At 57.8% G+C, this 13706-nt stretch carries 10 protein-coding genes and 4 pseudogenes; 4 read left to right on the forward strand and 10 right to left on the reverse strand.

Going from position 1 to position 13706, the window contains the following annotated elements; translation table 11 throughout:
- Positions 1–43: 43 nt before the first annotated feature.
- The 6 genes and pseudogenes from GNZ13_RS23055 to GNZ13_RS23075 form a co-directional block, all read right to left on the reverse strand.
- A complete protein-coding gene (locus tag GNZ13_RS23055; RefSeq protein WP_172168403.1) occupies positions 44–1498 on the reverse strand; it encodes a catalase in 1455 nt (484 codons plus the stop codon).
- Between the two features lie 697 nt (positions 1499–2195).
- A pseudogene (locus tag GNZ13_RS52625) lies at positions 2196–2375 on the reverse strand (hypothetical protein); the annotation flags it as partial.
- A gap of 85 nt (positions 2376–2460) precedes the next feature.
- Positions 2461–2826, reverse strand: a pseudogene (locus GNZ13_RS23060) (enolase C-terminal domain-like protein); the annotation flags it as partial.
- Between the two features lie 59 nt (positions 2827–2885).
- Positions 2886–3607 (reverse strand): annotated as a pseudogene (locus GNZ13_RS23065) (IS6 family transposase); the annotation flags it as partial.
- A gap of 721 nt (positions 3608–4328) precedes the next feature.
- Entirely contained in the window at positions 4329–5975 is a 1647-nt protein-coding gene (locus GNZ13_RS23070) for an NRAMP family divalent metal transporter (RefSeq protein WP_172168371.1), read from the reverse strand.
- Positions 5976–6118: 143 nt separating this feature from the next.
- Complete coding sequence (locus GNZ13_RS23075) at positions 6119–6259, reverse strand: hypothetical protein (RefSeq protein WP_172168373.1); 141 nt, start codon at positions 6257–6259, stop codon at positions 6119–6121.
- Positions 6260–7496: 1237 nt separating this feature from the next.
- On the opposite strand from GNZ13_RS23075, the gene GNZ13_RS23080 reads away from it, so the two are divergent.
- Positions 7497–7724, forward strand: coding sequence for a transposase (locus tag GNZ13_RS23080; protein WP_172168407.1), 228 nt, complete (start codon positions 7497–7499; stop codon positions 7722–7724).
- Between the two features lie 4 nt (positions 7725–7728).
- Here GNZ13_RS23080 and GNZ13_RS23085 read toward each other — a convergent pair whose 3' ends face one another.
- Positions 7729–8502: an arylamine N-acetyltransferase family protein gene (locus tag GNZ13_RS23085; protein ID WP_172168375.1), complete on the reverse strand. Its 774-nt coding sequence runs from the start codon at positions 8500–8502 to the stop codon at positions 7729–7731.
- A gap of 60 nt (positions 8503–8562) precedes the next feature.
- A complete protein-coding gene (ltaE, locus tag GNZ13_RS23090; RefSeq protein ID WP_172168377.1) occupies positions 8563–9636 on the reverse strand; it encodes a low-specificity L-threonine aldolase in 1074 nt (357 codons plus the stop codon).
- A gap of 108 nt (positions 9637–9744) precedes the next feature.
- Between ltaE and GNZ13_RS23095 the strand changes: the two genes are divergently transcribed.
- From GNZ13_RS23095 to GNZ13_RS23105, 3 genes and pseudogenes are all read left to right on the forward strand, one after another.
- Positions 9745–10560 (forward strand): GntR family transcriptional regulator, encoded by an 816-nt coding sequence (locus GNZ13_RS23095; protein WP_172168379.1) that lies wholly within the window; start codon positions 9745–9747, stop codon positions 10558–10560.
- Between the two features lie 5 nt (positions 10561–10565).
- Complete coding sequence (locus GNZ13_RS23100; protein ID WP_236002149.1) at positions 10566–11201, forward strand: aminotransferase-like domain-containing protein; 636 nt, start codon at positions 10566–10568, stop codon at positions 11199–11201.
- 138 nt (positions 11202–11339) lie between these two features.
- A pseudogene (locus GNZ13_RS23105) lies at positions 11340–11795 on the forward strand (LysR family transcriptional regulator); the annotation flags it as partial.
- Between the two features lie 39 nt (positions 11796–11834).
- On the opposite strand, the gene GNZ13_RS23110 reads toward GNZ13_RS23105, so the two are convergent.
- Together GNZ13_RS23110 and GNZ13_RS23115 are read right to left on the reverse strand one after the other, a co-directional pair.
- Positions 11835–12557 carry an IS6 family transposase gene (locus GNZ13_RS23110; protein ID WP_172168357.1) on the reverse strand — a complete coding sequence of 241 codons (723 nt, stop codon included), beginning with the start codon at positions 12555–12557 and terminating at the stop codon, positions 11835–11837.
- Positions 12558–12741: 184 nt separating this feature from the next.
- Positions 12742–13299, reverse strand: a complete 558-nt coding sequence (locus tag GNZ13_RS23115) for a c-type cytochrome (protein ID WP_172168380.1) — start codon at positions 13297–13299, stop codon at positions 12742–12744.
- Between the last annotated feature and the right edge of the window lie 407 nt (positions 13300–13706).

Genomic DNA, 13706 nt, shown 5'->3' on the forward strand with positions numbered 1-13706 from the left:
TAACCAGTTGGGAAGCCTGCTTGCGCAGGCCCCCGTGCACGCTTCAGTTATCGCTCAGGTGTGCTGCCGCATCCTTCACGCGTGTGACATCCGCGTTGGTCGCACGCGCGAGGCGGGTACCGTAGTCGGCATCAGCCTTGTAGAAGTACGAGAGCATTGCGTACTTGTTCGCGTCGTTGGTCACGCGGCCAAGGTCGCCCGACAGCGCCGTGATCAGATCTGTCTTGCTGGTCTCGGACAGCGTCCGGTAATACTCGCCGGCCTGACGGAAGTCGAGCGTCTTGTGGATCGCTCTTTGCTGGGTTGTCCCCTTCAGCGGCGTCTGCACGGACTTGTACTTGTCCTGCTGTGAGATTTCGGCGACTCCGGATGGCTCGTAGTTCACTTCGCCCTTTCGATCGCCCTCATTCATGAAGCCGTCCTGGTTGTTGTTGTAGACCGGGACGATCGGGCGGTTGATCGGCAACTGGTTGTAGTTCGGGCCGAGGCGATACATCTGCGTATCGGCATAGGAGAACAGGCGGCCCTGCAACATCCGGTCCTCGGAAGGCTCGATCCCCGGTACGAGCCGCGACGGCGCGAAAGCCGATTCTTCCGTGGACTCGAAATAGTTGTCCGGAACGCGGTTGAGCGTCATCGTGCCCACCTTCTGCTCAGGGATGGAGGACGGCCACACCTTCGTGTCATCCAGCGCATCGAAATCGAATTTGTCCAGGTCCTTCGGCGAGAGCACCTGAATGTAAAGGTCCCACTGTGGATACGAACGCGCCTTGACCGAGTTGTACAGGTCATTGGTCATCAGGTTCCAGTCCGCGCCGATCGAATGCGGGATATCCTGGGGACGAATGCCTTCGACACCCTGACGGCTCTTCCAGTGAAACTTCACGTAGTGAACTTCCCCTTTCGCATTGACGAACTTGAAGGCGTGCACGCCGTAGCCGTCCATGTGGCGATACGAATCCGGCATGCCCTCGTCCGTGTAGAGGTGCGTCAGCATGTTCGTCGCTTCGGGCGAATGGGCGAAAAAGTCGAACGCCAGATTCGGATCCTGCACGCCAGTCACCGCCGATGGCTTGTTCGCATGCACGAAATCAGGAAACTTGATGGCGTCCCGAATGAAGAAGATCGGCCAGTTGATGCCGACCATATCCCAGTTGCCTTGCTGCGTGTAGAACTTGATAGCGAAACCGCGCGGGTCTCGTGCCTGCTCGGGCGACCCTCGATAGCCCATCACCGTCGAGAATCGAACGAAGACCGGCGTCTTCGTTCCAGGCGTGAACACCTGGGCAGTGGTCAGCGAACTGAGGTCCGTAGTCGGCACGAACTCGCCAAAGATACCTGTGCCACGCGCATGTACGACGCGCTCGGGTATGCGCTCCCGGTCGAAGCGCTGCAGTTTCTCGATGAGATGAGAGTCCTGCAAAAGAACCGGACCTTCGGGGCCCGCCGTCTGGGAGTTCTGGTTGTCGCCGACAGGCGACCCGCTATCCTGGGTCATATCCACGGCATGCGCCGGTTGAGCGATCGAGATTGCCGAGACGATCGAGAAAATGCTTGCTGCAATCTGTGTCTTCAGTATTTTCACGTTGTATTCCTGGTTCAGGGGGAAACCGGAAGAATCCTATTACTCAGCCATTCGATTATCCAATCTCTTTTTCCTATCATTTCAATAGCGACAAAATTCCTTTAGAAAGTAACAATTACAAAAATAAAGTTGACAATTAACACGAATTGCCCCGCAGAGCTATTGCAAATTCTATGACGGAAATGTGAATTAAAAAAATATTCGAAATTTCGGAGAGAAAATCTGGCGGGGGCCTTGTTGCATTTCCCTTTTCTCAACAATGACGCCGCGGCACGCTTGTGGCGGTCCGTGCAGGCGACGCGCGTGGATCGTCGTGCTGAGCCTCGGCGTGCCGTGTGGATAACCTGGTGCGACGGTATGCCGAGCAGCCACATGATCGATATGTGGGCAGGCGCTGTGTGCTTTACTCAGCTCGAGCTATTACAACTCAATTTAGTATTTTAACGCATACCCTTATGAATGATATGTTTCTTTATCTTGAATTGCTGCAAGACATTTAATCATTTTATAAATGACCTTAACTTAACCTTATCATTGCGCGGAATAGTTGGAATGAAATCAGGAACGTGGGCATGCGAGCAAATAATTGGAGAAGCCTTTCCTGATTCCATCACTCGTCTCGAATTTGAATTGAAGCGTTATCGATAATCATTCCTGCGACAAAGCGCTCGCCGAGTTCTTTTCGATAGAGCGAGATGGACAGTAGACGTCGCGTGAGCGCGGAGTGCTGGCGAATTGGGCCGAATCTCGACAGGAACGCTTGCGTGGGTTCGGGATCGCGCAAGCCACGCACGCAAGCGACAGTGCCCCGATACGGTCTGGACCCATGCAAAGACGGTTGCGGAGGAACTCGGGTACTCGTGTTTCGCAATATGTCATGCTCGCCAGGCCGGCCCCTCAGGACAGTCATACTGATCGAGCGACGCTGCATGCATTTCGATGCTATAGCCGGCACGTTGCGGCGGCATATAACGGCCGTTGCGAGTCACGACAGGATCAACGAAATGCTCATGCAAATGATCCACGTACTCGAGCACCTGGTTTTCCAGCGACGCCGACACGCAGATATAGTCGAACAGCGAAATGTGCTGTACGTACTCGCACAAACCGACGCCACCCACTTGCGGGCACACGGGCACACCAAATTTCGCCGCCATCAGCAAGACAACGATCACCTCGTTCAGACCGCCCAGGCGGCAGCTATCGACCTGACAGAAGTCGATGGCATGCGCCTGCAGCAACGGTTGTGTCGCAGTAAGACGAGAGGGATGGGTAAAGGCGATATTATCAGGATTACGTATGAAGCGAGCGAGTAGAACTGGTGATTGGCTGACAGCGGAACTTTACCCGAGCATTTCATCTGATCCTTTCTTGATCATGTGTATCAGCTCGATGCCACCCAGAATGACGCGCGCGCAGTCAAAGTCCTTGAACCCCAGCATCGGCCGGGTGATGCGTTTGATACGCCCGATGGTCCTGTTCGACGATGTTGTTCAGATACTTGACCTGACGAACCTTGATGGCGGTCTCACGCTCGGCATTGATCGCGTGAAGCGCAGCCAGATTGGAACCGCTCTTGTCGATGGTTACCGTCTCGGGCGAGCCGTGCTGACCGATCGCCTTTTCGAAGAAGCGCCGGGCAGCAGCCTTGTCCCGCCTGGCCCTGAACAGAAAATCGATGGTGTTGCCCGCCTTATCCACTGCCCGGTAAAGATACTTCCACAAGCCCTTGACCTTGACATAGGTTTCATCAACCCGCCAGCTCGTGCCGACCGGACGCTTGTGCTTGCGAAACGTCTTTTCAAGCAGCGGCACCAGCTTGATGACCCAGCGATGCACCGTCGAATGATCGACGCCAATGTCGCGCTCAGCCAGCATTTCCTCAAGATTGCGAAGACTCAGCGAGTAGGCCACGTACCACCGCACGCACAGTAGCATCACTTCAAGTGGATAGTGCAGCCGCTTCAGGACCCTCGCAATGCCCGGGGCAAGTGTCTTTCGTGGCGTCAGTGTCTTCTTCATCGGGGCCCAAAGCGTTTCTGTCAGCTTCGAATTTTACGTCTCCCGCGTTACTGCGGCAGAACCGCGCTGTTTGCTCTTGTCGTTTATCCGATTCACATGCGGCAAGCTGACGGCCAGCTACACCCTGAAATAGCAGCGGGCCAGAGCGCCAGAGTAGAGGCATCAGATCGCTAGCGGCCATGAAGGGATTCACTGACACAGTCTTTTCCGTAAATCAAGCAGTGTGACGGAGCGTTGTCCGAATTGCCGCCGAAGGGTACTGCACCAATGTTGAGGTGCGCTGTACGCGGGGTGGGAGTCGCGCAGATGTCATGCGGCGAGGCTGCCATCATAAGCGTCATTGCCCAAACCAAAAGGAGACAAAGTACCAATGTGTAGCTGATGTGTAAGCGGCTCATGGCCGTACCTCCGACCGCCTCGCACAAGCTCGGTTGAGTTGTCCGGAAGCGTGGTTGATTCACAAGTTTCGACGTGGTGCTCGCGTTCATTCAACTCTTCACGTAACGAGCCGCTCGAACCACTCTGATGCACAGTAGTGCCGAGACCATCGCCAACAGGACGCAGGACCACGCGACGAGGGGAGCCCACTCAGTGGGGCTCGATGGCTTGTCCCGTGAAATCCGCCGGACGCGCGCTATCCGGCCTGCCTGCTCGGTTGGCGGCAGGCGGGCACCGAGCTTGAGCGAACGGACAGGAAGTACTGACCGCGCCAGTGCCCGATTTATTTCAGAAGCGTCATCTGTATGACCTTCACGATAACCAGTGCGACAGCCACCAGCAGATAGCCGCGCAGCACGCCCATCCAGACACGTTTAGTTAGCGTGAGGTTCGGGGGAGGCAGTTTCTCCAGCGGCGGCATGCGCCAGGTGTTTCGCGCTTCTTTCGAATACGCCTGCGCGGCACCATCCACCGGTTCACGTGGAAGCTTGCGAATCATCATCGTTGCGGCAAAACCGACGACGGCCAGCAATGAGCCACCAGCAAGTATCTCGAGAATCGTTTCACCGGCGATATCCGGGTACATGACCGAAGCGGTCAGAATGATGGAGAGCATCACCAGCACCCAGACAACGGCACCTGTGAAGAGGTTAAGCTTCCTTGAGTTGACCCACGGGCCAAGCACCGCGCGGTCGTTGCACAGCAGAAGCAAAAATACGGTAGCGCTCGGCAGCAGCACGCCCGCGAGTGTTTGCACGGCTTCAGTCAGCAGACCCAGCGGGCTACCCGGAATCAGCACCAGCGCTGCTGCGGCGGCAACAATGCCGAAGTACACGAGATAGAAGCCCTTGGCATCGGACACGCTGCGATGCAGCGAGTGGCGAATCTTGAACACGTCGCCGATGGCGTAAGCGGTCGACAGCGACACCGCGGCTGCGCCGATGATGCAGGCATCGAGGAGTGCCACAGCGAACAGAGTGGCCGAGGTGCGGCCTGCGTATTTCTCCAGACCCGCAATCACGCCACCGGCGTCCGTGAAATTACCGAACTCGGGCTTGCCGCCGTACAGGGCCGCACAGAATGAAATCATCGCCACGGCGCCAATCAGCACGAACACAATGCCGATCCACAGGTCCGCCTTTTCGTACTTCATGAAACGCGGCGTGATGCGTTTGTCGACAATGTAGCTTTGCTGGAAAAACAGTTGCCACGGTGCAACGGTGGTGCCGACGATACCGATGACCAGCAGCATCACATCGCTCAGCTTCGAATGCGCGGGCCAGCCCGGAATGAGGAAATCGCGCGTTATCTGGCCAACCGGCGGATGAATCGACACCAGCACCGGCACCAGCAACAGACTCAGCAGGCACAGCACTATGGCGAAGCGTTCGAAGCGTCTGAAACTTCCCGTACTAACGGCGGCCATGGTCAGCGCCGCGGCAATACAAACGCCGGCAATCTTGGAGATCCCGAAGAAGTCGAGCACGAACGTGATGCCGATGAACTCGGTCACGATGGTCAGCGCATTGAGAATGAACAGGTCGACGACGCTGAAGGCACCCCAGAATTTGCCGAAGCGTTCGAAGATGAGGCGCGCATGGCCGACACCGGTCACGGCACCCAGTCGCAGCACCATTTCCTGGTTGACGAAGAGCACCGGGACCAGCAGCAACATGGTCCACAGCAACGTGGTCCCGTAGTTTTGTCCGGCCTGGGTGTAGGTGCCGAAGGCGCCCGCATCGTTGTCGCCGACCATCACGATAACGCCCGGACCGAGGATGGCCAGCAGTGTGCGAAAGCGCGCCCACCAGTTGTTGCGCGGCGCGGTGTCGTGATGGGCGATGGTGCCAAAAGCACCCCTGATGTCGCCGACGTGCGCGGAGTCGAGCACGGCGCTCCGCGTGGTTGAAACTTGCGTTGGAGTAGACATTTTGCTTTCTTCTCTGAGTCTGGTTTTTTAAGGAAAATGCGCACCTCCGGCATACGGAAGGACGTGAGTCGTGTAACGGGGGCGTCGCTTGCGTATGACGGTAAAGGGCGCGTCGCTTGCGTATGACGGTAAAGGGCGCGAACTTAGGAAAGGAGAAGCTTGAAACACTGCCAGAAGGCGGCGAATTTGTGCGGTTCAGGTGCTTGCAGGGCAAGCATGGTGTCGTAGTGGACGCGCGATTCCTGGACTTGCGGCAGTTTCGACAGAAGGAGGCCGAAGGTCATGATATTTCTCCGTGCGTGCATGGCTAAATGCGTGGCTATACGCGTGGCTTGACGCGGTTCGCGGAAAGCCAGCAGACGGAGAGGTCGTGCGCGTCACGCGCAGCAACGAAGGTCTACTCGCTTTCCTTGGGCAAAAGCAAAAACAAAGGTGAGCGGCATATGGGGTAACTGTCACTGTCCGGCATGGCGGCTCCGTATCGGTGTTTGTACGCACGTGCTTAGTCACGCGTCTGAGCGCGCCGTTGAATCGAACAGGCGCGAACGGATGCAGCCGCGAGTTGATGCTCGCGACGCGGTGCCAAGTGGACGCGCGCAACCGCGGCGGCCATATGGCGCTAACAAGGGTGCACGGAGAGATTGACTACGGCGCGCACCGTCTGCCGCTGGCAGGACGGCGGCTGTGAAAGGGAGCGCGGACGTCCTGCCGGTCAGGCAGCGAAAATATTCAATGTTCGACTACTGCAGGTGTCCAAGGCATCAGCCCCGTTTGTGAAGACGTGTAAATTTTAAGTGCCGCCTGAAACCGAAGTCAACATGATTCGTTAAGCAGAGCAATTTTAATTTTTAATGGGCGTGTTAGGACCTTTTTATCATTCAAAATGATGGGAAGAAAAGGTGCGCGCAAGCGTGGAAATGTTGATGAGAATGTGAAGCAGAACCGTTTGTTTCGTGATTTTTGGAAAATACATTCGGAGTGCGATATTTATTTTGCTTTTTAACTTGCAGGCTCACTCGACAGACGAATATGATTCGCCTGACTTATCAAAAGGAATCCCTTGTGAACGCATGCCCTGGTAGTGGAATTCCGATGCCGGCCTGTGCCAGCAAAGTAAACGCGAGATAGCCGCCGCAGTACTCTCCTTCGCCGCTAACTCGCTCGGGTCGGGTTAGCGCGCTTCGTCACTGACTGGTTTTCTGCCGGCCTGTCAGTAGCAAGCTCCCTTGTTTGCGCGTTCGCGCAGACCGGTTTCTCAGCGCGTTGCCCACACTGATCGAAGACGAGGCTACCTGACCCGGTGCGCGCAATGCTGCTGGAGGTGCGTGAACAACTCGCAGCGCTGAACCTGCGCCTCGCCCGCTGTGACCAGCAGATCGCCACTCACGCCAGAAGCAGTGACGTTGCAAGACGCGCGGGCGAACTGCTCGGCGTCGTCCGCTTACCTCCAGCGCGCTCGCCACCACGGTGCCCGATGCGAAGGTCTTCAGGAACGGACGGCAGTTCGGCGCCTAGCTCGGCCTGACGCCGCGACAGCACAGCTCGGGCGGCAGAACGCGGCTCGGACATATCCGCTTGCGCGGCAACGTCTACCTGCGCACGCTCCTCGTTCAGGGCGCCCGAAGTACGTTGCAGTCGGCCCTGCGTGCCGACCCCACGCACGCAAGCCGCCTGCAACGATGGATCAGGCCCCGCTTAAAACTAGTCGTACCTTGCGGCTCAAACCAATCGTCTCCGGGTGCTTTCTAAGCGATCAGCATTCCGTAGCGTCCAGGTCAAACTCTCGCGACAACATTGATATGCGATCGCCAGGCAGAATAGTTCGCTGTTCGGTTTGTCCGTTTTCCACGATCTTTAGCGTGTCACCAAACAAGATCTTTCGACCGGCCTGGTTGTGCAGGACAATCAATAGCTTCTGCACAAAGATTGCGTCCGGGTGCGTGGAATTCAGGTAATTGGCGGGCGCGAAATCGATCCATTCATGACGAGACAGGTCGAATGCATATTGATTGACCCATTCACCATCGACAATCGCTTTCAATACGTATTCCTGATTGTCCGACATGCTCACCATGAACGTATCCGAGTCCTGTTTGACTTCGACGTCCAGCAGATCCAGTCGCATCGGAGCCCTGATCCCATAACTCCCGAAACCGAGGTCACACAACCAGCGAATACCGTCCAACGTTAGAGCAAGTGCCATATGGGTCTTGGGTCTCTTGACCGGGTAGAACATCGGACGGGCGGCAACGAATTGGTATGGGATGCCCATCGCCTGAAGTGCCATGGCAAAGAGTCCATTCACTTCATAGCAATACCCACCTCGCCTTTTGTGGAGAATCTTTCCGACGATCTCCTCCGGAATCAGAGAGACGACTTTTTTCGCCTGCACGTCGAGATTTTCGAACGGCACAGTGAATAGCTGGCACCTCATCATATCTGTGATGGTTTCAATGTCCGTTTTCCCGCTTTTTTGAAAGCCAATCCGTTCGAAGTACTGTTGCAGCGAAAAATTTTCAGCTTGCATGATGCGCATGGTTGAGGGTGACTGAGGGACTTCCTTACGGCTATCGCGCACGCTACGGAGCTATTCGTGCTCAGCGTGAGGTACGCTCGCCAGACTACGGGGATTCCGGCCAGCAAGGAAATCGCGGGCGACAGCGAGCGCGAACGCTACGGCTTCCTCGCCGACGTCAAGGTGCGTTACCCAGCGCTGTCTGGTTGCACCATATACGGACGTGACGCCGATACCCTGCGCGGCCAGATGGTTTGCGAAGTCCAATGCGAACTCGGCGGCGACATCCACGAAGACGATATTTGTGGCGGGCACTGATACGGACAGGCCTGGAAGTTCCGACAAACCCTGCGCGAGCGCCTTCGCATTTGCATGATCGTCAGCGAGCCGATCAATATGGTGTTCCAGCGCATAAAGGCCCGCGGCAGCGAGAATCCCTGCTTGCCTCAGGCCGCCGCCTAGCATCTTGCGCAGGCGCCTTCCTTTGGCGACAAGTGACGCAGAACCAACGAGCACCGATCCCGCTGGCGCGCCGAGTCCTTTGGAAAGGCATACAGACACGGTGTCGAACGGGCGCGCCAGCATGTTGACCGGAAGCCTTAGGGCCACGGCAGCGTTAAATACCCGGGCCCCATCCAGGTGGCAGGCGAGCCCGTGCCGACGGGCCAGCATCGTCGCGGCATCGGCGTAAGACAGTGGTAAAACCTTTCCACCGATCGTGTTTTCGAGGGCGAGCAGGCGCGTGCGCGCGAAGTGTGGATCATCCGGTTTAATTGCTTCCTCTATGTCCTTTAGCAGTAGCGTACCGTCCACCTGGTTGTTCAGTGGCTGGGGCTGGATGCCGCCCAGCACCGCTGCGCCGCCCGCCTCCCAGCGGTAGCAGTGGGCATTCTGGCCGACGATGTACTCGTCGCCGCGCTCGCAATGCGCCATGAGTGCGATCAGGTTCGACTGGGTACCCGACGACACGAACAGTGCTGCCTCTTTCCCGAGCATGTCAGCCATCCGTTCTTCAAGCCGCTTTACGGTCGGGTCATCGCCCATGACGTCATCGCCAACTTCGGCCGCGGCAATTGCAGCGCGCATGGCCGGACCTGGCCGGGTAACGGTGTCGCTACGGAAGTCATATCGGACTGTGGTGTTCATGGTATCTCCCGGAAAGAGGGCCCCATATTGGCATTCCGATCACGAACGGCCTATACACAACAGCGAAGAATCTGTTACATAACAGATTTACCCAACCTGATCGCGATCATGGGGACCGCAGAATCCGTTTTGCCGCGATACAGACAACTCGCGAAGCGGCTGTGGAGCAGTATTGAACAGGCTGGACTGGAGGAAGGCAGTCGCCTGCCGTCCGTGCGCACGCTCGCTGCGCAGCATGGCGTCAGCCTGACCACCGCATTGCAGGCTGTGCGGTGGCTGGAAGTCCAGGGGTATGTTCGGGCTCGCCCGGGCTCCGGTTATTTCGTCGCCACGCGGGCAGAGCGGGGTAATGAAGCGCGCACTGCAAGGTGGCCCGATCCGCTGCCAGAGCTGGACGCTCAAGCCCGGGATCACCTGGCAATGGTCGGCGAGCCATGCGCGGTACGTCTGGATCTGGCCGCCGGCGAACCCTCGCTGTACCCCGTCGATCGGCTAAGTGTGCTGTTACGCCGTCTCGCCTATCAGCATCGGAGTCTCGTCGGCGCTCACGTTCGCGGAACCGGCCCCCCGAATCTGCGACGGGAAATCGTTCGTCAGGCGATCCAGTATTCCTGCGACATTGACCCGGAGGAACTGGTAGTGACGAACGGCTGCGTCGAAGCGCTGAACCTCGCGCTCAGAGCCATCTCCCGGCCCGGTGACGTGGTTGCCGTCGAGTCGCCGACGTATTTCGCGTTGCTGCAAATGTTGCTTGCCCTCGAGTTGACGGCGCTGCCGATCCGATGCCTGCCTGACACCGGCATGGACCTCGGCGCGCTGAAGACTGTGCTCGACCAGACGCCAGTCAAAGTGGTCGTCACGATCGCCAACGCCAAAACAATCCTGTCGGAAGTGTTGCGCCCGATTCCGCCAAGGCGGCACTAGTCCGATTGCTACGGGAACGGGATATTCCGCTGATCGAAGACGACATCTTTGGCGATGTCTGCTTTGGCGAAGTGCGCCCACGGCCGGTACGGGCTTTCGATACCGCCGGCAACGTGCTGTTACGCGGGGGCTTCTCGAAGAGCCTTTGTCCCGGATTACGTCTGGGCTGGATTGCGGCGGGGCGATTCACGGAACGGGTGAAAGCGCTGAAATACACGACCAGCATGGCGACTGCCGAACTGCAACAGGCGGCGGTGGCGGAAATGCTCGCGAGCGGCGGTTACGCGTTACACCTCAGGCGACTTAAGGCAGCTCTCCAAGGCCAGCAGCAGATGCTTCGCGACGCGATTCTGCGCTATTTCCCAAGCGGCACCGAGGTTAACAGTCCAGCAGGAGGCTTTGTCCTCTGGGCTAGGCTGCCTGAGGCCCGGAGCGGTTCTGTCAGCACGCGCCCCCTGTTTGAGCGGGCACGTGCCGAAGGAATCGGTTTTGCCCCGGGGCATCTGTTTGGACAGGCAGGGGCTTATGACGATTGCCTGCGGTTGAACGCTGGATATCGCTGGACCAACGAACTCGAAGCCGCCGTCGAGCGGCTTGGGGCGCTGGCGAGAATTTCAACCGATGTTTCTGTTGGGTGCTAGCACACGCGTGCGAGCCGTTCGTGGAATTCCTCTGGCAGCGGCCCGCGCGGCTACTGGCGAAATTCCTGTTGTCGACGCTTTCCCGCCAGCCCATTAACCCGCTGTCCTCTGCCTACCGAAGATCAGGGAAAAATGGACATGAACCTTAGGGCATTACAGTGCTTCGTGATTCTGGCAGAGGAGCTCAACTTCAGCCGTGCCGCCGAGCGCCTGCATATCGCACAGCCCGCGCTCAGCCAGCAGATCCGGTCGCTCGAAGAGCGGCTCGGCACGCAGCTGGTCGATCGGGCAAGACGCCCGCTGAGTCTGACCGAGGCCGGCCACTATCTCTGCACGGAGGTGCGTCAGATATTGGGTTCACTGGAACAGGCGACCCTAGCGACGCAGGAGATCGGCGTCGGCCGGCGCGGCTGGCTCAGCATCGGCTTCACGCGCTCGGCGATTTACAGCATCCTGCCGCCCGCGCTCAAGGCGTTTCACAATGCATTCCAGCAGGTCGAACTCAAGCTCTTCGAGTTGCTCACCGAGGAGCAAACCGATGCGTTGCGCGACATGCGCATTCACATCGGCATCGGGCGGGGCTCTGTCGCGATAAGGACGGAGGGGCGAGCGCAGTGCACGGGCCGCGATCGTTTATGAGGCGAGGGAATAGAATTGCTGTGCGGCGGACGCACCGGTCCATTTGGCGCATTTCATTTGCCCCTTACGGATCATGTGCATCACCTCAATGCCGCCCAGAATGATGCGCGCACTACGAAAATCCTTGAAACCGAGCATGGGTCGGGTTCGGCGTTTGATGGCCCGGTGGTCCTGCTCAATGCGGTTGTTCAGATACTTGACCTGACGGATGCGGATGGGTGTTTCGCATGCGGCGTTGATGGCCTGGAGGGCGGCCAGATTGGCACCGCTCTTATCCATGTTGACCGTCTGCGGGGCGCCGTTCTGGCCAATCGCTTTCTCGAAGAAGCGGCGCGCTGCAGGCTTGTCACGATGGGTGCGCAGCAGGAAGTCGATGGTGTTGCCGGGCTTGTCCACGGCGCGGTAGAGATACTTCCACTGGCCCCTGATCTTGAGGTAGGTCTCGTCCATCTGCCAGCTTTTACCGACCGGCCTTTTGTGTTTGCGAAACATTCTCTCAAGCAACGGCACCAGCTTGATCACCCAGCGGTGCACGGTCGAATGATCGACTGAAATACCGCGCTCAGCCATCATTTCCTCGAGATCACGCAGACTCAGCGAGTAGCCCACGTACCATCTCACGCAGACCAATATCACTTCGAGCGGATAGTGAAGTCGCTTCAGAACTTTAGCTATGCCCGAGGCCAGTGTCTTTCGCGGAGTCTGCGTCTTCTTCATCGTGCCATTCGGGGAATTTCGTCTGCTCCGGATTTTACCCCTTCGGCTTATCGCGACAGAGCCAGGCTGTTCGCATTCAGGGGCTGAGCCTGTAAGTGCATCCGCGCAGCACCTGAAGTCCCCAATGAGCAAAAAATATTTCCGCCGCCAAGAGGTCCTTTGCCGCCCGTTCAACGGGCATAGCTTACGGCTGGGTGTTCGGTTTGGCTGCGCTTAGCTTTTCGAAGTCTTGAGCGGAAATGCCGCGTCCTTTATAGAGGAACGCCGTCAAGTCCCAGATCGTCTGGTCGTCTTGCGTCTTGCCGAACGCGGGCATCGCGGTCATTTTCACGCCGTTTTTGATCACCCAAAACATCATCTGAGGATTGTTGCGGCGTGTTGCGCTTAGCAATTCCGGCGCGATCGGAAGGATGCCCTGGCCAATCGGGCTCAGCGTTTGTCCTGGTGCGCCGTGACACGCCGCGCAGGTGCCCCGGTAGAGACGGGCGCCGGCCTCGACGTTGGCGACGGTCATCAGGTCGGTCGGCACCTGGATACCGGCCGCATGGCGGTGCAGTGACTGCATGTAGGTCTTATGCAACGCCCAGGCGACAAGTGGGTTGTGTCCGGATGCGGCTGATACATCGTACAGGCCCGAATACATAAAGCCGAATCCGGCTGCCACGACCGCGATAACGGCTGCAACGAAAGCGCTCAGCGTGGAATGGCGGACAAGAAAAGAGGAGTCTTTAGCTGCGCTCATGTTTGATCACCTGCTGGAAACGATATAAGTGTCGGCCTGGACCTCGAATGAGATGCACGCAAACAGGATGGCCATCATTTTTCGAACATCGGATATGCCGCGAAACAAGCGGTGGTTTCAGCCCATGCAGTTCGCCTTTACGTGCAGGTACTGGCATGCGACGGGCGTCCAGGACGACGTTCGCACGCCGGCTCGAGGTGTCCCTGTTCCTGATTGAAACGGACGGGTATTCGCACAACCGCCGGTAGTAAGCGCGACGAGAACGACCGCAAGGCAAAGCGGGGCTTTCATGGAAATCCAGATATTCGTTAACAATCAGTCGTCTGCGGCAAGAGGACCCGGCGATACCGGATGCCTTTTACGTGGGGCGTGAACGGTCATGCGGTCAAGGTGTACATTCGCGCTCC

This window comes from Paraburkholderia elongata, from assembly GCF_013177735.1.
Lineage (GTDB): Bacteria > Pseudomonadota > Gammaproteobacteria > Burkholderiales > Burkholderiaceae > Paraburkholderia > Paraburkholderia elongata.